The 24483-nt window shown below is 42.6% G+C and carries 17 protein-coding genes; 1 reads left to right on the plus strand and 16 read right to left on the minus strand.

The annotated features are described in order from the left end of the window. Positions 1-22 precede the first annotated feature (22 nt). Positions 23-808: an SDR family NAD(P)-dependent oxidoreductase gene (locus tag NYE35_RS18695; protein ID WP_094901895.1), complete on the minus strand. Its 786-nt coding sequence runs from the start codon at positions 806-808 to the stop codon at positions 23-25. A 197-nt stretch (positions 809-1005) separates the two neighbouring features. Between NYE35_RS18695 and NYE35_RS18700 the strand changes: the two genes are divergently transcribed. Then, a complete protein-coding gene (locus tag NYE35_RS18700; RefSeq protein ID WP_094901897.1) occupies positions 1006-1659 on the plus strand; it encodes a TetR/AcrR family transcriptional regulator in 654 nt (217 codons plus the stop codon). A 134-nt stretch (positions 1660-1793) separates the two neighbouring features. Here the strand turns inward: NYE35_RS18700 and NYE35_RS18705 are convergent, their stop codons facing one another. From NYE35_RS18705 to NYE35_RS18775, 15 genes are all read right to left on the minus strand, one after another. Beyond that, positions 1794-2609: an ABC transporter permease gene (locus tag NYE35_RS18705; protein WP_036689061.1), complete on the minus strand. Its 816-nt coding sequence runs from the start codon at positions 2607-2609 to the stop codon at positions 1794-1796. A gap of 2 nt (positions 2610-2611) precedes the next feature. Next, positions 2612-3643, minus strand: coding sequence for an ATP-binding cassette domain-containing protein (locus NYE35_RS18710; protein ID WP_076098950.1), 1032 nt, complete (start codon positions 3641-3643; stop codon positions 2612-2614). A 109-nt stretch (positions 3644-3752) separates the two neighbouring features. Beyond that, the gene (locus NYE35_RS18715) at positions 3753-4085 is read right to left on the minus strand and encodes an ArsR/SmtB family transcription factor (RefSeq protein WP_036688259.1); all 333 of its coding nucleotides are present in this window, start codon (positions 4083-4085) and stop codon (positions 3753-3755) included. Position 4086: 1 nt separating this feature from the next. Then, a complete protein-coding gene (locus NYE35_RS18720) occupies positions 4087-4509 on the minus strand; it encodes an SRPBCC family protein (RefSeq protein ID WP_036688260.1) in 423 nt (140 codons plus the stop codon). A 193-nt stretch (positions 4510-4702) separates the two neighbouring features. Continuing rightward, positions 4703-10222 (minus strand): discoidin domain-containing protein, encoded by a 5520-nt coding sequence (locus tag NYE35_RS18725; RefSeq protein ID WP_341121863.1) that lies wholly within the window; start codon positions 10220-10222, stop codon positions 4703-4705. Positions 10223-10253: 31 nt separating this feature from the next. After that, complete coding sequence (locus NYE35_RS18730; RefSeq protein ID WP_341121864.1) at positions 10254-11690, minus strand: glycosyl hydrolase family 28 protein; 1437 nt, start codon at positions 11688-11690, stop codon at positions 10254-10256. Between the two features lie 107 nt (positions 11691-11797). Continuing rightward, entirely contained in the window at positions 11798-13384 is a 1587-nt protein-coding gene (locus tag NYE35_RS18735) for an extracellular solute-binding protein (protein ID WP_036688263.1), read from the minus strand. An 87-nt stretch (positions 13385-13471) separates the two neighbouring features. After that, on the minus strand, positions 13472-14335 hold the full coding sequence (locus tag NYE35_RS18740) for a carbohydrate ABC transporter permease (RefSeq protein WP_036688266.1): 864 nt from the start codon (positions 14333-14335) through the stop codon (positions 13472-13474). Positions 14336-14365: 30 nt separating this feature from the next. Then, positions 14366-15340 carry an ABC transporter permease gene (locus tag NYE35_RS18745; protein ID WP_036688267.1) on the minus strand — a complete coding sequence of 325 codons (975 nt, stop codon included), beginning with the start codon at positions 15338-15340 and terminating at the stop codon, positions 14366-14368. Between the two features lie 195 nt (positions 15341-15535). Further along, a complete protein-coding gene (locus NYE35_RS18750; protein WP_341121866.1) occupies positions 15536-17767 on the minus strand; it encodes an AraC family transcriptional regulator in 2232 nt (743 codons plus the stop codon). A 208-nt stretch (positions 17768-17975) separates the two neighbouring features. Beyond that, positions 17976-18593 carry a glycerol-3-phosphate acyltransferase gene (locus NYE35_RS18755; RefSeq protein WP_076141892.1) on the minus strand — a complete coding sequence of 206 codons (618 nt, stop codon included), beginning with the start codon at positions 18591-18593 and terminating at the stop codon, positions 17976-17978. Then, entirely contained in the window at positions 18593-19684 is a 1092-nt protein-coding gene (locus NYE35_RS18760) for a glycosyltransferase (RefSeq protein ID WP_341121867.1), read from the minus strand. Before NYE35_RS18760 ends, NYE35_RS18755 begins: the two co-directional genes overlap by 1 nt. A gap of 65 nt (positions 19685-19749) precedes the next feature. Continuing rightward, positions 19750-20952, minus strand: coding sequence for an MFS transporter (locus NYE35_RS18765; protein ID WP_341121868.1), 1203 nt, complete (start codon positions 20950-20952; stop codon positions 19750-19752). Between the two features lie 10 nt (positions 20953-20962). Continuing rightward, positions 20963-22000 (minus strand): ROK family transcriptional regulator, encoded by a 1038-nt coding sequence (locus NYE35_RS18770; RefSeq protein WP_341121869.1) that lies wholly within the window; start codon positions 21998-22000, stop codon positions 20963-20965. Positions 22001-22221: 221 nt separating this feature from the next. Continuing rightward, the gene (locus tag NYE35_RS18775) at positions 22222-24333 is read right to left on the minus strand and encodes a glycoside hydrolase family 52 protein (RefSeq protein WP_341121870.1); all 2112 of its coding nucleotides are present in this window, start codon (positions 24331-24333) and stop codon (positions 22222-22224) included. Positions 24334-24483: the final 150 nt, after the last annotated feature.

The following is a 24483-nucleotide window of genomic DNA, read 5'->3' on the forward strand; positions in this document are numbered from 1 at the left end:
CCAGCTTGAATACGTTGATCTATTAATGTCGCGTACGGAGCATGCGTCCAACAAAATAAAGCATTTGTTTACGTGTGAAAAAACGTGACATTTGAGCTGAAATATAGTTTGTAAATCCTGGGACAGCAAACACTTTTTTAGCTTGAAGCGAACGAATAGCCACTTGAACCACATTTTCTGGAGTATCTCGTTTCCCGACCGAAGCTTCATCGGCTCCTACAACATTAAAAAATTCTGTTTCCGTAGACCCCGGACATAACGCAAGAAATTGTACGCCCCGTTTCCGATTTTCCTCCCATAGCGCTTGTGTAAATGATAATACAAAAGCTTTTGTCGCTCCATATACAGCCATATTAGGGAGAGGTTGAAATGCTGCTGTTGATGCAACGTTTATAATCACTCCGCTTTTTCTTTTTAACATCTCTGGCAAAAACAAATGGGTCAGATCTACAACCGCCAATACATTTAGCATCACTTCTTCATGTTGTCTCGAACCAGATAGTTGTTCAAAAAGCCCATGCGTAGCAAAACCTGCATTATTAATAAGAATATCAACGTTCAAGCCACGTTCTACACATTGTTGATAGAGCCTGTCAGGGGAACCTTCTTGAGATAAATCAGCAACTAGAACCTCCGCTTGAATTTGAAATTTTCGTTGTAATTTTTCCGCTAAAGCAATCAATTTATCTTCAGAACGGGCGACTAAAATTAAGTGACTTCCTTTGGCTGCAAGTTCTCGAGCAAACGCTTCACCTATACCCGAAGAAGCTCCGGTAATCAACGTCCATTTATTTTGAATTGTAATCATTGTTATCATCTCTCCCTTTAATGACTATTCAGAAACAGTGTTTCAATATGAATCATTGTATCCAAGTGAGGTTTCGTTGTCAAATAAAGTTCTACACATTTAATTATTGGCTATTTCTCTTCTACATCAGTAAAATAAGGTTTAGAAATAACGGCTATCTAAAAAGCTAAAGTAAAGTTCTAAGGAAGTGAAACTACATGCAAAAATCGTCCGAAATATCTTCTATAGATGCTCAATCTGTTACAACCTACCCAAAAGCAAAACAACAGCATGCGGAAACATTAAGACTGAACATTATCGAAGCCGCTGCGGCCATCATGCATGAATCCGGACCCGAAGGTGTAACTATTCGCAAGGTTGCTGAAAAAATGGAATGTCCCACAAAGATCATTTATAACTTGTTTGGAAACAAGGAAGGTTTAGCGAAGGAGCTTTTTTTGCAAGGGTGTAAATTATTAGCTGCTGCCTTTCAAGCGGTTCCAAAACAAGATAATCTAAATTTATATCTTCGCGGGCTTGGACAAGCTTATTGGGATTTCTCACGGAATCATACCAGCTATTATATGGTTATGTTCGGAGGGGCCTTTAGTGAATTCAAACCGGAGGAGGAAAGCTTACATGCTATCTTTACGGCACTACAACAAGTGATAGCCCTTATTACAGAAGCGATCGAACAAGGGTTTATTAATGAGAAAGACCCTCTCCTTGTTGTTAACCTGGTATGGGCGTCATTGCATGGCGTCATTCATCTGCATTTGGGTGGACATATTCAAAATGAGGAAACTGCTAAAATATTGTATGATAGATCGGTCTCCAATTTAATTCATACCTTCTTTAAAAAAGATAAGTAATTCTAAAAAGCCTCTTTGCAAGTCCCTCCTCAACAAATTTAAGCCGTAATCTTGGGATATCCTTTGATCACGGCTTTTTCAACATAATAAAAAACACAAAAAAAACGGCATTTCTGCCGTTTCTTCATCTCTAATTATGTCCGGCGCATATATGCACGCACAGTAATAGGTGCAAAAATCGCAACAATCACAGCGGCTCCGATAAGTGAGATAGCGAAATCCCAGCCTACGGTTCCAGAGTTAGCAAGCTGACGGACAGCTGACACAAGATGCGAGATTGGATTTACTTTGACAAACCATTGCAGCCAGTTAGGCATCGTATCTACAGGCACGAAGGCGTTGGATAGAAAAGTGAGTGGGAACAGCACAATCATTGATATCCCTTGTACGCTGGAAGCGGTTCGGGCAATCACACCAAAGAAAGCGAAAATCCAGCTAATCGACCAGGAGCAGACGATAACCAAAAGCGCAGCAATTGCGACATGCTCCAGACCGCCATCAGGTCGGTAACCCATAATATAGCCCATGACAAAAGTAAGCACAGTTGCGATCGTATATCGAATTGTATCTGCCAACAAAGCTCCGGCTAATGGGGCTATTCGGGCAATCGGCAATGACTTAAAGCGGTCAAACACCCCTTTATCCATGTCTTCCCGCAGTTGGACACCAGTGACGATGGAGGTCGTGATTACAGTCTGCACTAGAATACCAGGAATAATAACGGGTAAATAGCTCACTACATCTCCTGATATGGCTCCACCAAAAATATAAGTAAACATTAGTGTGAAAATAATTGGCTGCAGCGTTACGTCGAACAATTGCTCAGGTGTGCGACGGATTTTCAATATCCCGCGATAAGCCATCGTTAACGAGTTACGAACAGATTGTTTGAAGCTCGTATGGTTTTTCAATTGTCGGGTCGCACCTGGACTAATAGTAGATGTTCTCATACTCATGCTCTTGCTGCCTCCTTATTAATTGATTCTTGTGACGCTTGGGACGCCTCATCCGTAACTCCATGGCCAGTGATCGTCAAAAACACTTCATCAAGCGTCGGTTTCTGCACACTCATCTCCGCAAGTGGAATCCCCGCTTCGCGGAGTGCAATAAGCAAATCAGTGACTAAATCAGCGTTCGCCATCGGTGCAGTAATTTTCCCAGCCTCATTCGGCACTATAGACTGGATATGCAGCACATGTTCCACAATCCGGCGCGCTTGAGCGATATCTTTAAGATTTTGGACTTTTAAGTGCAGCGAGGTGGTGCCCACTGAAGCTTTTAGCTCATCCACGGTGCCTTCTGCAACGACATGGCCATGATCAATAACTGCAATGCGATCTGCCAGCTGATCGGCTTCTTCAAGATACTGTGTAGTTAACAGCACTGTTGATCCTGTGTTCACCAACCGACGAATGGTATCCCACATTTGCGAACGTGTCCGTGGGTCCAGGCCTGTTGTTGGTTCATCCAAAAAGATAAGCGGAGGCTGGGCAATCAGACTCGCTGCAAGATCCAGACGTCGGCGCATACCGCCAGAGAAATTTCGAAGTGGCCGTTTCGCCGCCTCCGTCAGACCAAACTCTTCTAACAACTCCGCTGCCTTTTGCCGCGCCTCTACCCGCCCTAACCCTAAAAGACGTGAAAAGATAATCAGATTCTCTGTAGCACTAAGTGACTCATCCACAGAAGCATATTGTCCCGTAACCCCTATCAATTGCCGAACAATCTGCGACTCCTTTACCACATCATGCCCGAAGATTCGCGCCGACCCCGCATCCGGACGAAGTAACGTAGCCAGCATCCGAATTACCGTCGTCTTTCCAGCCCCATTGGGACCAAGAACACCGTAAATTGTGCCTGCCTTAACGTTTAGATTTACTTCATCAACTGCGCGATTGTCACCAAACGTTTTGACGAGCCCACGCGCTTCGACGGCCCAATCTCCAGGGTTGGGCTCAATTATTTTTTTGCGTTCATTTACCATTACAATTCCTCCAACGTTTTAGTTTGTATTGTGATGGTAACTCCCTTTTATAAACTGAATTTAAACAACACAAAAAACCGGGGAGCGCGATCTCACGCCTCCCGGTTTATTACTTCTCCTCTGAGTCAGCCTCAACATATTCTTTAAGCGCAAACAATTTATTAGCCCAATAACCTTCAAAAAAGGCAAGCCAATCTTGCAGCTCCAGCAAAGGTTCTGGCTGAAGCTTATACCGGGTCTCCCGTCCGACTTTCTGACTGCTAACAAGCTGCGCATCGGACAATACCTGTAAATGCTTATTAACAGCGGTTCGGCTGATCGGGTAGCAATCCGTAATAGATGCTATAGACATTTCCTTATTAGCGAGCAGCTTTAGCAGACTGCGGCGGGTAGGATCTGCTATCGCCTGAAATACATCATGTCCTGCTTCAGCAACCGGCATATTAAGCCTCGATATAAGCAGGAAGTTTTTCTTGGACGATTTTTTCCCAGCCGCTGTTCATAAAGCCGCGTACGATTGGATGTGGTTGTCCAAATTCAGTAACTTTTTCAGGGTCCCATCCAGAATGAATCAAGGTAAATTCAGTTTTCCCTTCGATTTCTTTCAGTTCAAAAGCAAGATGCCAATCCTTCCCCCAATTAAAACCAACACGATTCGGAGGATCAACTTCGGTTACTTTACAAGGAGAATCTCCGAATTGTCCAGCATGCAGGATGAATTCATGCCCAACAACAGGCTCGAATGTACTAGGCATCCACCAGGCTGCCATTCCTTCTGCCGTGGCAACAGCTTTCCAAACCTTTTCTATTGGCGCATCTAGTAAAATCGTTTGACGAATTTCTTGCAAGGGTTCTTGAGTTTGCATAATAAATAACCTCCAGCATTCAATTAATATAACACCTTTTGGGTTCACTTTTGATTATAACACCTATAGGTGTTATGTCAATTTACAGAATTCCCTAATTCTCCGTTCGTTATTCAACGTCTCAATCCCTCTAAAAAAGCCCCTCCCTCGGTCATCCCGAAGAAAGGGCCTTCCTATTTCATCAGCTCTATGATCAGTTTCTTGGCTTGACAGTTACTGTGATTTTCTCACTAGATGTCTCGCCTGATGCATTGACTAATACTGCGTAATATTCATATACACCTGGTGCTTTATCTTTAAGTTTCGTAACTGTCATCTGAGCCGCAGGGGTAGCCGTGTTTAGTGTCTGGGTGTCGATCACTTCTCCATTCTCATACAAACGGTACTCAGTACCATTGGTTCCCCACCACATATTCATCATAACGTCATAAGTTCCATCCCCGCTCCAGTTGTCGTGGGATACTATAGGCTTACCCGGTGTTGCATCGGTAACAGTAAGGATAAGCGGATCGCATATCGTCGAGCCGAAGCTGTTGACCAGCTCGCAAGTGTACGTGTAGGTTCCATTTGTTTTGCCCACAATATCCGTACTCAATGTCTGCGCATTCGGTGAGCTGTCTGTCAGCATCTGGGTACTGATCAGCACATCGTTTTCATAGAGCTTAAATTCGGTACCGTTGTTCCCCCACCAAAGATTCATCGTGACGGCATAGTTGCCATCTCGAAGCCCGGTGTCATACCCATTATTGTCAGACAACACTGGCTTTCCAGGGGCTCCACCAGCAAGCGGAGTTGTAATCTGGAGCCATTGTGACCAACGGACTAGAACCTCTGCCTGCTCAGAAGTGAACACCTGATTGCTCTGGAAGTTCACTTCACTTTTAAAAGCTTCCAGCAAGCTGTGAACTCCTGCGCCAGCATGCTGCTCAGCTTTTTCTTTTGCGTTAGCCAGCTGCTGCTTAAGTGATTTGATTACGTTTTCTAAATCTGGAGCACCCGTCTCAGCTGCAAAAGTTTCGGTTAATGCCGACAAGCTGTCAAATGTCGCATATACACTAAACGAATGCTCTGCCAACCCGACATTGCCCGCCGCATCCTCGGCTTTCGCAGTTACACTATGAGTTCCTGGTTCCAGCGTATACGCCTTTACATCTGCGAGCGTTGAATCACATGGCGAATAAGTGATGCCTGATACAGTATCAGCTGCATTACAGGTGATGTTTAATGTCTGCTCTATGGTATAGGAAACCTCTCCGTTAATTACCACCTGTGGTGCGGTTCGATCAATCTTCACCACAGCAACCTTTTGCGGCTGTTCCACATTACCTTCCCGGTCAACGCTCCAATAAACTAACTTATGTGTTCCTTCATGGGACAAAATAACTGAATTCCCGGTTTGCTGCTCGCCATCGTTTACTGTGAAATAGGTTACCGCAACACCAGAGCCCGCATCTGTAGCTGTGAAGGTTACCAACGTATCCTTGTTAGTCCAACCTTGTGGCGCATCATCCATTGTCACCGGAGCTGTATGATCTGCCCCTTTTACTACACCATAAAAGCGTAATTCTGCCATGTTTCCAAACCAATTACTACTATTATAGATCCGGATATAACGATAGGCTTCTGCATTACTAATACTTAAGGTCTGCCAATCCATCGTTTTTCCTGCAGGAGAGGAGATTGTCGTCCAGCTTGTATTATCATTCGAACCCTGAACCACAGTCCCATTGATTCGTGTAAAATAATTATCTTGCCTGGAAAGCACCTCTGCCTTGGACAGCTGAACCCTATTCCCTTCTTTAAAATCAAACGTTATAAATCCTCCATATCCACTGCCATTTACCCGAAAATCCGTAATTGAGCCTGCATTTCCATCGAATAATGATCCCGCAACATTTCTGAGATCAGTGGATGTTCTCCCACTGGAATCACTTAAATTAGTAATCGCAAGCACATTACTAATCAACTCGGTCTCATCGGGAATGTACAGAGATGAACCATCTGTAGTTGATGTTTTTTCCGGCCCCTCGATTCCCTCCTTTGTCTTGTATTTAATACTAAAGTTCACAGGTCCAGGTTGTACGTTATTGCCCATCACCGCTTCAGCCGTCCAATTGATCTTATCGACAGTAGCAATGGTTGCGACTTGACCCTGAATATTGACATTCACTTGGTTTATTGCATCGCTTGCTTTAAAAGACAATTTCACCGTGTTCCCAGACACAATTCGTTTCTGGATACTTTGGTCGGAGCTAATGGACACCGCATCAAGCTTTGAATTGATTTTAACATCACCATACAAACGTAGTTCAGCCATGTTTCCATACCAGTTGTTTCCATTGGTGATGCGGATATAACGATAGGGTTCTGTGCTGTTAATCGTCAACGTCTGCCATTCCGGCGTATTCCAGGCTGCATTAGAGATCGTAGTCCACGTCACATTGTCGTTGGAGCCTTGCACCACTGTTCCATTAATTCTGCCCGCATAATTATCTTGCCTTCCGATTACTTCTACCCTAGACAGCAATGCCTGGCCACCTTCTTTAAAGTCAAAGGTTAGATAGGCACCATAACCACTGCCATTTAAACGAAAATCCGTGATAGAACCTAAATGATTATCAAATAAAACTTTTGCTGTTGCCAAAAGATCAGCCGGATTCCTTCCACTGGAATCGATTAGATTTGCTATCTCAAGCACATTAGCGACAAGCCCTGTCTGATCTGCAATGAATAAAGTAGAACCATCTGTTGTAAAAATAGTCTCTACAGCATCCTCTCCAGCTGCCGTTTTATAATTGATCTTAAATTTCACAGTACCTGATGGAACATTTTCATTCACCACAAGCTTAGCTGTCCAGTTGATATTGTCCACAGAACTGACTGCAACAGGTTGACCCTGTATATTGGCCGTGACATTATGGATCATTTCTGTAGACTTAAAGGATAATTGAATCGTATCCCCTGGAATAATCCGATTTTTTAAGCTTTGATCTGAGTGAATGGACACGGACTCTAATTGATTTACTGTCTCATACCGCTGGCCAAAGATTCTAAATTCAGCAATTTCCAGCATAGTACTCGAAGGCTTTATCATTTCCATTTTCAAAAATCGGAATTTTTCATGCTCCAGGCCTGCTTGAACCTCTAGTCTCTGCATCTCTTCAGTAACTGTTGTCAAACCGGGAGTTAAGCGGGTCCAATTTTCTTTGTCATTCGATCCGAACATTGCAACGCCGCCAATTCTCTCCGGAAAACTAGCTCTTACCTGAAGCTCAAAGCTTTCTGCTGATATTTGAAAATCCGGTCCTAAATCCATGTAATGCGCCCGATCCTGCGCTGTATAATACCCCACAAAACTATCATTTGTGTTGTCCAGCAGGTTCGGGACTGCATTACCAAAGGTTGAGCTGACAAACATATTCGTAAAATTAACACTTCCATCTTTCATTAAAGGCGTCAATTCTTTAAGACTTTGCACTGCAAGATTCAGGTCAAATAACTTCTGATAGAAGACCTCGTCAGTGACATTAGTAATTACATCCATTACCTCAGCATGCACTTGCTTATAGTGAGCTAACGTTGCCGAAATGTAAGGCACATCAGCATGATAAGGAGAAATGACGGCGTTGACGGCAGATTGCCGATCATTCGCTACTACAACAGTAACATCCTTGGTTGTAACCGAAGTTCCGTCTGAGGCACTCACTACAAAGGAATACGTTCCCGCATGTGCTCCAGACCAAGAGAACACACCTGAAGTTTCATTGAACAGTGCGCCCTCAGGTAATTGATCCGCTTGATAGGCAACAACATCCGTTGCACCTGCGTCTGTCGCAGAGAAATCAAATTGAATTGCCGCTGTAGAACCCTCATAGGTAAATAAAGATACCGGTGCCTTCCCTGATGTAAATACTGGAGGGGTAAGCTGTGCCCCGGCTTTTAAATTAATATGGTCAATATCGACTGTTGTCCCATTTCCTTTCACATTAAAATAGACAAGATCGCTGAAGCCTTGGAACTCATTGAACGCATACTGAATATACCTCCATTGCCCCTTTGTATCAGGCAGCGTAACGGTATCGCCAAACACCTCCATGGTTGCTATGCCAGTAGTCCGAATCTTAAAAGCAATGGTTCGTTCGCCGCTGCTTGCACCCACATAAGCAATTTTACTGCCCTCATCTGTTGCGGTAATCTCAACGTAAGTAGTGTCTCCTTCTTGTTTTGTGGTGGAGTGACTATCAAGCTTCGTATACCGGTCTTCTAGTTCTCTCAAATCTGGATTCGTTATCCCCTTCGGCAGATTGAGCGTACCCTCGCCCTCTGCTTCTTTAGGGATGTACAGCCAATAATCCCCGCCTCCATCCGGAGACTCCCAATAGAAAGGCAATCGCTTAGTAAACATCTCGCTAAAGTAAGGAGCTTCAACCTCCATATTTATTCCAGCTGAATATTTATAATAATAATAAAGGTCATAGACATTACCGCCAATTCTCCCCCTGTAACCGCCAGCCAAGTGTTTATAGATAATCATTGGATTTCCATTTACATCTGTATGTGCCGCCACTGGAATCCATGGTGTATCATAGCCAATCATATACTGCGCAAAGTAGTCGGCAGCTTTTAAAATCCGTTGATCTAGAAACTCATACGGACCCACCGCATTTGGCGTATTAGAAACAGTCCCCTCTACCGGATCTACCTTTGTTTCCTGAGCCAATAATAAACGTGATAAAATCTCTACATTCGTTATATCCCCAGCGCCATGCGCCTGATCTCTGCCCATTTCAACATGCTGAACTACGGGAGGATTAACTTTTTCCCCTGTTACAATATTTGTATCAACCCATCTGAATAATGCTTTTATCGCGCCATTTTGCCCCTGATCGACAGCGGTTTTATTGACGGTAAACCATTCAACTCCCTCATTGTACATATCTTTATTTCCTGTAAAAATATAACCTGACATAGCTCCAAGCAGCGGATAAAGATGCTGGTTCATAAAACGATCATTGGTGTGTTGGAATGTTTCAATAACCGGATTAATAAGATTATTCGCAAAATCAGCGACATCTTGTTCCGTCCATTTCAGCTCTTCAGTTTGAGTACTTGTGTACCTTAAGATTTCCGCCGCAGTAACCATTCGATTAAGCGGAATTCCTGTATGAATATGTGCATCATTAAAATACACGTATTTCTCAGGGTCCATCTGCGACCAAATCCGGATAATATGCATAGCATTGGCTCTGTAAACCTCATCACCCGATATTACATACAATAGAGCTTGTGTGTAAGCCTTCAACCCATCCGCTATAAATCTTGAATTAAAGCCTTGGCTATTAAAAGCATCGCTCGCTGGTTTCAACGGATCCGCACCACTCTGATTGTTGGAAGTGACCGTTCTTGAAGCTGCCGGAGAGAGAAGCATCTGATTATAATAAGTGATCCAGGGTTCTTTTTGCGCCCGTACCTGTGTCCTAATATTCTCAAGAATATCCTTGGTCAGGCCAACACCCGGATGTTTGAATCCGCTTTCATCTATAACCTCATTAATGGCAGGTTGGTAATCCGTAATTATCGACAGCTCTGTCGATTCTACTGCGGCTCCTTCTGCTGATAAAGGCACTAGCGTTACCAACAAACTTAAAGAAACTGTGATCCTAAAAATACGTTTAAGCGATTTTCCAAAGAGTAGCTCTTTAAATGAATTCATTGTTCTCCTCCATTCATTTACATCCTCTGATTTAATGCAAATAAATACCGCTGGCAAATTCATTCACTACAAAATGTTTGTTATTCAGGTCGACAATAACCTCTCCATTAATCTGGAGATTATAAAAATAAATGTCCTTCACACCTCTTTCCTCGTCATAGCCGAATATACGGGAAGGATGGGTATTCTTCCCATTGTAGTGGATATCGCTAAATTCAATATTTTCGATACAGCGTCCTGGCACCGGATTATAGGTTTTATTCCACACCACGCGGACATCAAACAGCTGACCTAGTTCGAAATCCTCCACCCGGATATTTTTGAAAGTAACCTTACGAATGGTATTGTTGTCCCCTGCACAAATTGCCATAACGCCCCAATAATTTTCCTGCGGCTCGTGATGTTCAAGCACATCGATATTTTCGAACCAAATATTTTCTATAAAATCGCCATTATGTTGGTGATCACCATGAATACCGACATGTATGGCATGAGCGACGTCCGCCCAGAGTATGGAATCTTTAACCGTGATATGGCGTGAGTCTCCGTAATACTCTCCACGACTGCCGTAAATGGCAATGCAATCATCAGAAGTTCTCAAGAACACATCTTTAATATCCACATTTGAGCTAGCCATCATATCAATTCCATCACACCAGCCGCGTGTACTAAAAGCTTTGAAGTTATGAATGCGAATATGCTTAGACGCTCCGATATATATACTGTAATGCGGAGGATCAAGCGTGATGATCCCTTCGATCTCAATCTGTTCAGAATGCTGGATTTGAACGCCTCTTAAATAAGTCGTTTTCTCCATATCCGCCAAATACAGAACACCTCTGCCGCGAACAACAACATTCTCAGCATGGTCAATCATTATGGATCCACAAAGGATCGCGCCTCCGGCAATATAAACGGTGGTCCCAGAAGGGATATGCAGCATTGGATTCTCGAATTGATGATAGCCGGGCATAAAATATATCGTCTGACGCTCCCCGTTAGCCCTTTCTGACAAACGCTGAACTTGTTCTGCGATAGCCGCAAATTGATGTATTCCTGGTTGGACAAGCACTACATTATCATCGTCATGTCTAGGAGGGGCTGTCTCCAAGGGGTTGGCAAAAAGATGCAAGTTACTAAAACGTTCTCCATTGATTTCAATGGAAAGCTTACACGGGTGCTCCAATGTGAACAAAAGGGTATTCTCTTCGATTTGAAAGGAGATTTGGGATGCCAAAGGGCGAATAACCGCTTGTTCAATCTGTTGTTTTTTACAATGAACAGAGACCTCCACCGTGCCATCCATATCAAAATAAACCATCGATGTCGACCGAACCTGATGCATATCCACCTTTGCTTCAAAAACAAACAGAGATTGCCATACCCCACCAGGCTCTCTTACGCTTACTGTAAAATCGTCTTTCCCCAGGGCTTCATTCGGCTGCTCATAAATAATTAATTCGCTCATTTCTACCTCCGTTATCTTAGAATCAACTCTCTTAAGGGTTTAATAAATAGGCTGGAGCAAGCTTTTGCTCCAGCCTATCATCCAGTACTAATCAGCGGGCAACCGCTCTATTTACGATCCGCCAACACTTTATTTACTTCATCCGTTACTTCCTGACCTCCGGCTTTTAGCCAGCTATCCTTGAAATTATCAAAATCTTTACCCGTGTTCGCTTCTCCTGTAATCGCCTTGATAACAAACGTATCTTGTAACGTCTTCAGATTGCCCCAATACTTGGGTTTGCTTGTCAATACCGCTGGGCCTAGTACATCAAGCAATGGTGTAACACCTGGAGTGATCTTGTCTCTCAAATCTAGCAATTCTTGTTTTACCGTATGTTTTTCCATTGAAGTGTCTGTGGAGCTAAGTGGATTATAGAAATTGCCCGCTCCCATCTTCGGAGCACTAACCTCTTCATCCGCTTTTGGAATGGCAAGGTCCCCTTCCATATCATAGCTCACCCCCAATTGACCGAAACCTGTCAGCAGAAAACCTTCGGAATCCGTAGACACATATTCAAGAATTTCCATAATTTTATGACGTTTTTTCTCATCCTTTTCGAGTTGAACACCGAACAATACTGGCGCCTGTCTTGCACCATACGCGAATGAATAAGCAACGCCATCTGGAGCTGTAAACGGCTTGCCAGGCACGAATATTTGACCTTTCTCTAGACCAGGTTTTGCGACAAACCCAGATTCTTTATAAAAATTGCCCCACTTCCCGTTATCCACCATACCCACTTTTTGATCAGCAAATTTAATATTGATTTCGTTATTATCACTAGTTATGAATTCAGGATCAATCAGACCCGCTTTGTACCATTTGCTCAATAACGCCAATGCTGATCGTGTCTCTTCTGTAACGCCTCCATAAACTACGTTCCCGGAAGCATCCTTCTTGAATTGATAAGGGGAAACAGCATAGGCTGAGAACACACTTGTGAACAATTGTTCTGGAAGCTTGCCGCGGCCGATTAAGCCGTAAGTATCTTTCTTCCCATTTTTGTCCGGATCTTCATTAACAAATTTGGTGAGTACATCTTCAAGCTCTTCCAATGTCTTGGGTGGTTCTGAGTAGCCAATATTTTTCAGCCAGGCTTCATTATAGCCCGGAATAAATCCATCAAGACCACCTGGCCAAATTTTCGGGATCCCCCAGTTTTTTTCGTTGTATAAGCCTACGCCCCATGCCCCGGAATCAACGGAATCCAATGCTGCTGCATATTTCGGCATCAGGGATTCAATTTCAGCCTTATCAATTGTCGCAATGATCCCTTGATCTGCCCATTGCACCATATCCGTTTCGTTTGCATCGACCGGGAAGATATCAGGAATATCTCCAGAAGCTAGAAGCACCGAAAATTGTTCTTTCCAAGTTCCACGTTCCAATTTAATATTTTTGATTTTTACATTAAATTTCTTCTCTAGCTCGGTTTGCACATAGTTACCGTCTTCTTCTGGCGTATTAAAGTTGTTCGCCCAAATAATTTCAATCGGAGCTTCAGCTGCTGATGTCCCCCCTTGACCTTGATTCGTCGGCTTAGCTTCGTTAGTGCTATTATTCGCCGCATTCCCGCCACAACCACTCATGACAAGTGAAGCCGATAGGGCTATCGCAGCAATTTCCAACCATTTCTTGGATGTATGCCTCATATTCTTTTATTTCCTCCCTTTTCTTGTTCATCTATATATTTAGACAGCTCGCGGATATAGCGGACTGTTTAAACCATTCTGAGTCTTCTAACCCTTAAGTGATCCAACCATAATTCCTTTGACGAAGAAACGTTGCAGGAATGGATAGATCATTAATATAGGCAGCGCTGTAAACATAATAATAGCTGCTTTGACCATTTCAGGAGCCTGCTCATTAGTAGGAAGTGGTAACATCGGATCTCCTTCGGCTGAAATAACAAGCCGTCTTAAGAAGAGCTGCAGTACAATCTTTGATTGATCCTGCATATATAACATTGCATCAAACCAAGCGTTCCAGTGCCCTACTGCAGTCCATAGGGCTAATGTTGCTAGAACAGGCTTCGACAGCGGAATAACAATCGTAAATAAGATCCGCATATCATTAGCCCCATCTATTTTAGCTGAATCCTCCAGTTCCTCCGGTATACCCATAAAGAAATTTCGCAGGAGCAGAAGATTAAACGTGCTGAGCAGGCCGGGGACAATATAAACCCATAACGAATTTATAAGTCCCAGACTTTTGATTAGCAGATAGGTAGGAATAAGCCCGCCGCCAAAAAACATCGTTACAACAATGAACATTGTATAAAATCCCCGGTGCGGCAAATATTTGCGAGACAGCGGATATGCTCCCAGTGACAGAAACACCAGTGTCAGAGCCGTTCCTACAACTGTGCGAAAAACCGTATTCCCCATCGTTTGCCAGACCGTATCAGTTGTCAGTACACGCTTCCAAGCAAAGAAGGAAACTTCTTTAGGATAGAAATGAATTCCCGGCCGAAGGGCTTCCGCAGGTGTGCTAAATGATATAGAGAGCACATGCAAGAAGGGATAAATCATCGTAATACAAAGAATGATTACAAATAGGATTAGAAAGACTTGGAATACTTTTTCACCAGTGGATAGCTTCAATTGTAGTTACTCCTTCCTTACATTCATTCATTAATAAAGACCTTCCTGCCCCATTTTTTTCGTTATGAAGTTTGCAAATAACACCAGGATAAGACCCACCACATTTTTAAATAATCCAACAGCCGTCGTTAGACTGAACTGAAAGTTTTGCAGACCTATCCGGTACACATAAGTATCTAACGTATCCGCCACTCCATATACTGCTGGTGAATAAAGTGTTAAGACTTGATCGAAGCCAGCATCCAGCACACTCCCTACCCGAAGAATAAGCAGAATAGCAATCACCGGCAGGATCGAAGGAATGGTGATAAATAACGTTTGTTTCCAGCGATTGGCTCCGTCCAGAACTGCAGCTTCGTACATTTGGGAATCAATGCTTGCTAATGCAGCTAAGTATATAATCGTTCCCCAGCCGATTTCCTTCCATATTCCTGACATAACGAGCGTAAAACGGAAATATTTCTCGCTGCCTAAAAAGTAAATGGGATCAAAGCCGAGCCACTGAATAATATAATTGACCACACCCGAATTCGGAGATAACAAAGTGATCAATATCCCTCCAATAACGATCCAGGATAAGAAATGGGGTAAATAGGATATCGTCTGTGCAACCTTCTTGAAGAAAGAAAACCTAAGTTCGTTAAATAACAGCGCCAATATAATCGGTGCAGGAAAACCAAAGATGATATGGTAAAAACTGATAATAAGCGTGTTCTTAATAATTTTCCAAAAGTCGGGTGAAGCTGTGAACAAATATTCGAAATGCTTAAAGCCGACCCAAGGACTTCCCCAAATTCCATCACGAATAAAATAATCTTTAAAAGCCAGTTGAATGCCATACATCGGGCCATAAGCAAATACGGTATACCAGATGATCACGGGAGCTAGTAATAAGAATAAATATTTGTTTTTTTTGTATTGGCGCCAAGTATGTGTCCACCTCGAGACTTTCGGCTTAAGATTCTCTCCCTGTTTTTGAATGCCAGCAGTGCTTGCCGGGTTCATAGTTGTTTTCTCCTTCCGAATACGATTTTGCGTTAAGACTGTGTCTGAACACCCCTTACGTTAGGGTATTGTAAGCGCTTTTTCTATTGTAAATTCATTAAAATCAGTAAATTATCTTCGTATTGGGGCTATAATTTTTCAAACAAAAGAAAAGACAATCGCGAGACGATTGCCTTTTCCACATGGATTGGAGAATTATGCACTTGAATGGCTCGAATGGTTTGCATTGCCTGCATTCCTATACTGGACCGGTGTAACTCCGTAACGTGTTTTGAATTTGTTGTGAAAATATTGCGGGTTACGATAACCCACCTGAGCAGAAATCTCAGCCACGGACAGCTGCTTTTTTTCTCTTAATAAATCAGCCGCCTTCTCCAACCGCACTCGGGTTACATATTCAGTGAATGATTCATTCATAACGGTTCCGAACAAGGTAGAAATATACGATGGCGCCAACGAAGCAACCTCAGATAATTTATTTAGCGATAAATCCTCTTGAATATTATCATCGATAAAGATTTTTAATTTATGAATGATCTCCGTATGTGCGTGATTACCTGACTCTTGAATATAAGCTGTAATTTGTGCTGATAAATCACGAATGGAATCAAGTGTTTCGGCCAACGTTTCCTTTTTGAACTCATCGAACAGACTGGAAGGCGAAACGATTTGTTGCAGATCAAGCTCAATAATGGTCTGATACAGAACCGTAACCAACTGAAGCAAGCCTAACTCAACCGTCTCCAATTGGACATCACCTTTCTCCAGGACCCTCTGGAAATCGTCCATAAACCTGTTCATCGTAACGTCATTGCCTGCCTTTAATGCATTTTTATAAAGATCAAAAGAGAATAAGTGTGGCGTAACATCGTTGAGCGGGATATGTGAAAACCGCACAATAGCTTCCGAACCATAGATAAACCGATAACGATAGGCATGTAAGGCATTTTGATACGAAAAGGGGATTTCTTCAGGTGCCTGAACCTTCGATCCAAGCGCTGCTCCAAAGTGTAGTTGCTCGGGTAACCCATTTTTTATAAGCTCCAGCTCCTTCAATAATAAAAGCTCCAGCTCTTCGGGATCCTTGTTCAACTCACTGAAATAGATAATCGCCGCTTCCTGCGTATTCAAGCTGACGAATTTATAAAAGCTATAGGCAGCATGCTGTTCATAAAAAGCCCTGAATTCCTCGCAATCTCCCTTGGTTATACGAATATAGCTAGTCATGTAATAACATTGCAAAGGTAAATAATCGTAGTAATCCGAGCCAACACCTGCACCTAATACCAGATTTTTTAGTTCATTCACTTTAGCTTTAGATTCTAAGGTTTCGATTTTTTGACCTAGCTTTGAGATTGTACTACCAATAATAGCAAACTCATTTTGCGAATAGTTTACGGTGCCTGGATGATAAAAGCTGCGAACATTGTTTACAAGCTTCTTCATAGGAACATATACACGTTTGGAGATCAAATAAGCGAATAGAAGCCCAATTAACAATACCAGGATACAGCTGATAAATATTTGACTCTTCAGCTGCTTTGATGAGGATACAAATGAATTCATAGGCCGTATTAATACGTATTTCCATTGATTATTCGAGGTTTGGTCATTTTTAAAAGACAACACATATTTGTCGCGTTTATTATAATGAATTTCCTTATTATTCCCCGCTGACTCCATCCATTGCTTAGCAGTCTTAAGCCCCTCTTCGACGTTCGAGCCCGTATGGATAATAGGGCTGCCCTTTTCATCAAAAGCATATAGCTTTTCCATCGGCGAGCTCATCGTGCTGGAAATCATTTTATTGATGTATTCTAAGCTAACGTCAATATACATGGTTCCGGTTGATGTTTTTGATAAAGCGCCATAGGGAAGGGCGATTGCGTAAGTCAACACCTCTTCTTTATCCGATAACGTTCTATAAGTCCAGCGGTTTAAGGCTGGTGTAACTGATGTTTTTAAGAAGGAAGCATCTGGAGAATTGTCCAGCTTCGAATAAAACTGGCTGTTATCGATGATATAATTACCTTTCTCGAAGTATGTGGATATTTTGTAAACGCCTTCATTAGTAAGCTTGAAAATTTCGAGATCCTTGCGAAAAGCTAATATTCTGCTCGTATTACCTTCCCATTCACTGTCCAGTAAATAATTCAGCATAGATTGATTCTCTAACGACAAGGTAGACACTGCTCGGTTGCGGATACTGTTTTCGTATTTTTGCAGCAGCGTATTTTCCACAAAATCACTTGAAGTCATCAGTCGTTGCTTGCTGTCTCTGGCAATCTCATCCACCATTAAGCGATTAGCCTGAACATACAGATAACTGCCCACAAGTCCGATTAAAACAACGGCTAATAATGTGAATGAAAAAATCAGATGGGTAAACAATGTGCCTCCATTTCTTAGTCTGCCGCCGATCTTCATCACAAGCCCCCCTTTAGTTCATAACCCTATCTCTGTAACTTTCTAAATTGAAAGCATTTATAATTAAAGATACTAAAATGCACCAACTTTAGCCATTATAAAATCTTCTGTTTAAAGATAACGCATCTTATAAAACCGAAAAAAACAGGCTTCCCCGAAATTAATCGCTGGAAACCTGTTTATTAACCTATACGAGATAAAAGTAACTTCAATGCCCCCGCTCCCTTTTTAAATATTCCTTCACCCATGCAATCCATTCTAACCTGTGCGTATACACAAGGATTACAAAGCTCCCAAGCCATACCCATAGGATAGGAGCAGACCACTTACTGATGCACAAATAGACAAAAAGGAGCAGCATTCCGCTAACCACTTGCACACCATCCGAGACAGGTGAATTTCCTCTGCTTTTGTACCCGCTGCCGAGCACTTTCAACACTGCCAGGATGACCGCTAACGCTAAAGAGGCTTTGAATCCTGTCAATGCACTCCATACCCCAAAGGTTACGGCAATCGCCTTCCCTCCTTTTCCTTTAAGAAATGGAGAGAAGGCATGACCGGCAATAGGAGCTAAGGCAAGCGGAATAATGAAATAACCCTGACTATAATGGCTTCCCATTACCCATAAAAGAGGCAGATATCCTTTTAAAAAATCCAACAACACCCCAAAAATTCCGAATTTATACCCAGATGACTTCCAGAGATTCAAAGCCCCCGGATTACCGTCGCCTATGACCTTTAAATTCTTTTTACGCGCCAGCCCAAGCCAATAGGAAAACATAAGAGATCCCGACAAAAATAAACCCGCGACCCACAATATGATCATTAGTCCCTATGGCCTCCCACCTGGATATGCCTTCCTTTCCAGCTTACATGCCTCAGAAAAACGACCTGATATATCGAATAAAGCATAATCAAGATAAAGAAAAGAGTAGCAACCACGTGAAATACTGGAATGACGATGCCAAAAACCCCTACATATTTAATAAAATAAAAGAGCTGGAACATATAAAGGAGATAACCAAAAAGTAACGGCAATCCCCAAGAAGTATTCGCAAAAATAAACACAGTTTCTGAGATGATGAGCCCGACCACCCAAAGTGCAATTGGAATAATCGTCCGCGGGCTTAACGTTGAGGTGCTTAAGACAGCCCCTTTACTGAAGCCTTCAATTTCACTTTTTATCCCCTTCGGATACATACGAAAAGATACTAAGCCATACCCGATAAAATTTCTAATGGGAACACCTGCCGCGATAAACTTCTCTCCTAAAGACAAATCATCCAGCACTTCAGATCTAATGCTTTGATGGCCATTAACCTTTTCATAATCCTGCCTTAAAGCTAGAATACACGAACCGTATAATCCTTTTTTGGTGTTATTCTTTTCAAAAACGGAGGTGAATGTGAAGATCCCCAGCATATTCATAATTAAGGCAAGTTTCTCAAACAGCTTTTCTGTATGATGAAAAGGAACTACCGAAATGACACCTTTCGATAGCTCCCTTGCTTTTAATAATGAGGCCAGAGCGTTAGACTTTAACCGGATATCTGCATCCAGAAAAGCAAAAATATCGCCCGAGGCTTGCAAATATCCATTCCATACTGCCCAGCTCTTGCCCGTCCATCCCTCAGGGAGACTGCTATTTGCAATAACCTTAACTCCATAGCTTTCGGCAATTTCCTTGGTCCGATCCTCCGAGAAGTCATCCACAACAATAATTTCATAGGGGGTAATGGTTTGGAGCTGGAGTGAGTCGAGCAGAAAACGCAAATTATATTCTTCATTCCTTGCGGGGATGATGATGGACAATTTCTCCGGTCCTTGAAAATATTCTTGATCAGCGGCCAATATATTCTTTCTAAACAATATAAAACCGGAGAGACATCCAACACCTATAATAATTAACAACCACATGTACAGCTCCCCCCTCCTATAGCTATATATATGAAGGGTTAGTCCGTAATATATTCAATTCAAATTTAACCGACATTTACTTTTGCTGAGTAATGATTAAGCTTTTCTGTACACAAGAGCATAACGATGGCAAAAAAAATGATCATCGCAGGAAAAATACCCAGCGTGAATTTCGAAGCTAATAAGCCGATAAAAGGCGGCATCAGCGTGGTGCCGGTATAAGCTGTTGCCATCTGAAAGCCCATAATTGACTGAGCATGTTTCTTCCCGAATCGTACAGGGGTTTCATGTAGCATACACGGAAAAATGGGGGCTAACCCTAAACCTATAATCATAAATCCTACAAGTGAAACTATAGTTGGAAGCGGCAATACTAACAGCACCGTACCGATTAAAGCAATGAGTTGACCATATCGAATTAGCTGTTTATTACTCATTTTAAAAGTAATGAAACCCGTCACCATTCTACCAAAGGTAATCCCTAGATAAAAAAACGATACCCATGTCGCTGCAGTTGATGCAGGAATATCTTTAATGTTTACAAGAAAGCTGCTCCCCCATAACCCCATACTCGTTTCTATGGCAGAATAAAATAAAAAGGTTAACATCGCTAGCTTTACCCCTCTTAATTTCCAAGGTTTTGTGTTCTCTCCGGCATGCTCTAGCTCCGGATGATTGAACTCGGGATCACTTTCAGCATTCGGGTGGTTATTACTCCCAGCCACTCTATCCCATAAAGGCAGTGTAACGAATAGAATAATGACTAAGCTCAATTGTATGTAAGCAACCGTAAGATAACCTTGCCGCCATAGACCTTCACCAGAGATAAAAGAGCCCATAATAATAGGACCCAGCGTGGCGCCCACTCCCCAGAAACAATGTAACCAACTCATATGATGGGCTTTATAGTGCGTAGCAACATAACTATTTAATCCGGCATCTACAGATCCCGCACCTAAACCGAGTGGAATCGCAGCAACAATTAACCACACTAACGAAGGTGACCATGCAAAACCAAGCAACGCTACAGCAGTCATGATGCAGCTAACAAGAGTCACTTTCCCCGTACCAAAACGTTTAAGGATAATGCCACTCATCAAACTGGACACTATTGTGCCTACTGCAATGACCATCGAAAGAATTCCAGCCGTACCTAATGAAGCATTTAAGTCCATTCTCATCACTGGCCAAGCGGATCCAAGCAATGAATCTGGCAAGCCTAAACTAATAAAGGCTAAATAAATAATAATAAGAAAAAAAGTTGCCATAGTTATCTCCTTAATTGTTCTCATCTATTTGTTGTGAAACTAATAATCCTAATCCAAGACTTTGTAATCCATTCAGATAATCACGCTTCAAGTTACTCACCGCTAACGCTGGAAGATGCTCCTTCGGAACGTATGTGGCACTTCGCTCAGCGATTTGATTAAGCATAGCTGGAGCTAATTCATCCTCACAAAAAATAATATAATGTGGATTCAAAATAGAAGTCATAGTAGCCACTAATCGACTAATCGCATCCACGCTTTGATTCGATTGCATATTTGATCCACCAGGATCTCCAGTTAATGCCTCTATGAAATTTCTATTGTCATACTGGGGCAAGAATTGAACTTCCCCTGAAAAAAACGTCTTTCCTCGCACAATTTCACCATTGACCGCGATCCCAGCTCCCGGACCATTTTTCCCTAAATACAGATACATTAGAGAAGTATTCTCTTTCAAATTTCGTTGCGTCATATAGCCGATTACAGCCGCATTCATATCATTTTCCACGATTGTCGGAATGGATAGTTGATCTTCTATGTGTTTTCTCAAATCTAAATTCTGATATTTCTCATAACCCGGAATCAGAAAAATCTGCCCATGATTCACCGCACCTGGAACTCCAATAGCCACAGAATGGATTTTAGGATTGTCCTTTTTTTCATCTTCAATAAGCGTGACCAGTTTACTAACATCTTCCTCAAGAATACTGGGTAAACTCCCTTCTTTGATTACCTCACCAATGCAATTATAGATGGTATAATTCGTTTCATTTTTTTCCAAAAAAATAGCCATGCCTAACCGATAATTCGGATTGTAGGCATATCTTATTGCCCTTCTTCCACCACTTGACTCATCCAGACCGCTGATCGTTATCTCCCCTGCCTCTTCCATCTGCATTAGAAATTTACTAATCGTCGGGAAACTATATTGTAATTTATGGCTTAACTCTGCCTTCGTTGCTCTTCCTAGTTCTAATAATGCTGTTCGAATATTTCGGATAATTTCAGATTTCATTTGCAGTGAAGGAAGTCGTTTCTCACTCGCCATGGCTCTCCCACCTATAGTCATACTGACTTATTAAACGCATTTAATAAGTCAGTATGACTATAGCAGCAATTAGATCTATCGACAAGTTAATTCTTGAATGAAGACCCTTCAGTAGGGGGTAGATTGAATCAAGGAGGGAGCGTCGACACAGCAAAAAAGAGGGGTAGCCCCCTCTTAGTATTTTTGCATATTCCGTTTCTACTTATTGAAACTATCTACTCTTATTTCTCATCTAACCACAAAATCGCTGTAACGCCACGCGGATAATATTTACTGCCCGTGATCTCACCGGAAATAATCTGATCGCTCCAGCTCCAAATCGACAACTCCGGATGGGTAAGCCAAGCTACGTGAGCACGATCCGCTGCCGCTCCCCGTTCCTCCCATTCCAATCCCAGAATGCTGCGGGCGATGAACTGGGAGAGATAGATTTTGCTGAGCCAGCTATTGTTGCTAGTTGAGGAGATTTTCCAACCTCCGTCTTCGAATAAGCATACTCCCGGCTGTAACACCGCATGCAGATGCTTGTCGAGTGCGCCAATATAGGCGGCGAACCGTCCATTACGATCAAGAGCTTCTTTGCAGCCTGTAAAGTAAGGGAACACAAGACCTTCGATAGCTGGAATGATCTTGGAGTCATTGCCTTCTCCAATGACAGCCGGAATATACCCGTCTGCTGTAACACTTGCCACCATTGTTGCGGCGCATTTTTCAGCCTGATCACCTGCTGTTTTGGACTGTTCCGCACGCCCATGCTCTGCAAATATTTTCTCCATAGCCAAGTAAGCAGCCCAGCATTTTCCTGCCAGATAAATATTGTTACGAGCCTGACCTAAAGACTCATCCAGACTGTCATACGTAGTAATTTCTGCTCCGCCCATCGTACGTGAGCTATCAAGCCCCATGACACCATTTCTTTGTTCAGGATCTGGATGATCGCGATTTACCATGCTATTCAGGCATTTCTCCATAATACTGAGATTACGTTCCATCCAGCCCCGGTCGCCTGTATGCTCTACATAAGTTGCTGCACTCAGCACCCAGTTAACCAATTGTTCATGTGTCATATGTGAGAAACAACCATCAATGCCATAGACCTCATAAGCAGAATATCCCGGACGTGAAACTACGTTGGCTACACCCATATCATGTGTGAAGCTAATTCCACCTGGATACTCTGTATCATCACCCGGGAAACGCACCGTATCTTCGTAGCTGAATCTTTCCACGAACATATCCAGTTCATTACGTACAGTCCAAGGATTCAAACGCAGCTCATAAAATAACTGATCGACGGTAAGATCAAAGGTATTCATCATCCGGTATTCGCCTTCGTTGACGATCCAAAATGGCTTATTCTTGTAGTCCAGCAATTGTGTGGAGCCATAATAACTACGAATCGCATGCGCTAACATAAAGGTTTGATCTGCGGATAGGTCATCATGAGTAAATCTATCGTTAGCTTGCTCCGCTTCTTGCTTAAGGATATCAAATCTAGCTAATGCATATGCAGCCACTGCCTCTATATTGTTGAAAAAATGATTATAATAATAGGAAGCATCAATTCCTGAGGTGACATAACCTGAACGGTGAAAACAGATAGCAAAGCGGTAAGTTTCTTTTACTCTGGCTGGAACATCCATGATCAAAGCACCGACTCGTCCCAGCCCAAAGGTCCAATTCTCCTGCAGCTCCTCCGTTAGAATATCCTCCATTGTGAAGTGCAGTGCGGACTTTGCAGTTCCTTTTTCCGCAGCAATTGCAATAAATCTTCCTTGGCCAACGCCAGTAATCTCCGATGATACATCATCCAGTCTTCTCATTCCGCTATACACATCTGTTCCCTGAAAACCAAAGAATGCACGGCGCGAGGTTGCGGATGAGGTGTTGTCCACTTCGAGTTCAACCAGCACTGCAGGCAGCAGTACATCCTTCATTTCTTCTATAGAGGCAGTTTCTGGATCGGGTACAGAACGAACGGGGGACAGAATCCGGAAGGTCAAATCACCCGCACTCCAGCTGTCTGTGGCTACATGAAAATCTCTAGAAATCTCACGCTCTTGAAAAGGGAACAGAATATTCTCCTTGTCAGGATTAGGATCCGGATTCTCGATATCATAGCGTTTGCTCTCGTCCTCTCCTCCGATCTCATGAAATGGCAGTGTGTCATATCCCTTCCCATCAGCACGTTCTAATCCTATGAATATATTTTGTCTAGGTGGTTTTCCAATCTCCAGATCGAAACCTCCACTAGCTCCTTTGAATCCTAAAGTGAAACTCGCAAATGCACCGATCGGTGAATGATGGGCATTAAAAAATTGATTATGCGACATTAATAATAACACTCCTTCCAGCATGGTCCCGGATACTACCGGGCTATATCTCCATGTTATCGATCTTTCCGGAAGTGCAACAGGGTTAAAGCCTTCTATTATTTGGGCAAATCAAACATCAACAAAAACCTATGTTATAATGAAGCCAAA

Origin of the sequence: Paenibacillus sp. FSL L8-0494, from assembly GCF_038003695.1 — a bacterium.
Taxonomy (GTDB): domain Bacteria; phylum Bacillota; class Bacilli; order Paenibacillales; family Paenibacillaceae; genus Paenibacillus_AQ; species Paenibacillus_AQ odorifer.

What these genes read in the sequence shown, in the direction of transcription:
- NYE35_RS18750 (WP_341121866.1), bottom strand. Translation starts at nt 17,767, where the DNA reads ATGAAGATCGGCGGCAGACTAAGAAATGGAGGCACATTGTTTACCCAT.
- NYE35_RS18725 (WP_341121863.1), bottom strand. Translation starts at nt 10,222, where the DNA reads ATGAATTCATTTAAAGAGCTACTCTTTGGAAAATCGCTTAAACGTATT.
- NYE35_RS18715 (WP_036688259.1), bottom strand. Translation starts at nt 4,085, where the DNA reads ATGCCGGTTGCTGAAGCAGGACATGATGTATTTCAGGCGATAGCAGAT.
- NYE35_RS18730 (WP_341121864.1), bottom strand. Translation starts at nt 11,690, where the DNA reads ATGAGCGAATTAATTATTTATGAGCAGCCGAATGAAGCCCTGGGGAAA.
- NYE35_RS18755 (WP_076141892.1), bottom strand. Translation starts at nt 18,593, where the DNA reads ATGATCATATTGTGGGTCGCGGGTTTATTTTTGTCGGGATCTCTTATG.
- NYE35_RS18720 (WP_036688260.1), bottom strand. Translation starts at nt 4,509, where the DNA reads ATGCAAACTCAAGAACCCTTGCAAGAAATTCGTCAAACGATTTTACTA.
- NYE35_RS18705 (WP_036689061.1), bottom strand. Translation starts at nt 2,609, where the DNA reads ATGAGAACATCTACTATTAGTCCAGGTGCGACCCGACAATTGAAAAAC.
- NYE35_RS18770 (WP_341121869.1), bottom strand. Translation starts at nt 22,000, where the DNA reads ATGGCGAGTGAGAAACGACTTCCTTCACTGCAAATGAAATCTGAAATT.
- NYE35_RS18765 (WP_341121868.1), bottom strand. Translation starts at nt 20,952, where the DNA reads ATGGCAACTTTTTTTCTTATTATTATTTATTTAGCCTTTATTAGTTTA.
- NYE35_RS18710 (WP_076098950.1), bottom strand. Translation starts at nt 3,643, where the DNA reads ATGGTAAATGAACGCAAAAAAATAATTGAGCCCAACCCTGGAGATTGG.
- NYE35_RS18695 (WP_094901895.1), bottom strand. Translation starts at nt 808, where the DNA reads ATGATTACAATTCAAAATAAATGGACGTTGATTACCGGAGCTTCTTCG.
- NYE35_RS18735 (WP_036688263.1), bottom strand. Translation starts at nt 13,384, where the DNA reads ATGAGGCATACATCCAAGAAATGGTTGGAAATTGCTGCGATAGCCCTA.
- NYE35_RS18760 (WP_341121867.1), bottom strand. Translation starts at nt 19,684, where the DNA reads ATGTGGTTGTTAATTATTATAGGTGTTGGATGTCTCTCCGGTTTTATA.
- NYE35_RS18700 (WP_094901897.1), top strand. Translation starts at nt 1,006, where the DNA reads ATGCAAAAATCGTCCGAAATATCTTCTATAGATGCTCAATCTGTTACA.
- NYE35_RS18775 (WP_341121870.1), bottom strand. Translation starts at nt 24,333, where the DNA reads ATGTCGCATAATCAATTTTTTAATGCCCATCATTCACCGATCGGTGCA.
- NYE35_RS18745 (WP_036688267.1), bottom strand. Translation starts at nt 15,340, where the DNA reads ATGAACCCGGCAAGCACTGCTGGCATTCAAAAACAGGGAGAGAATCTT.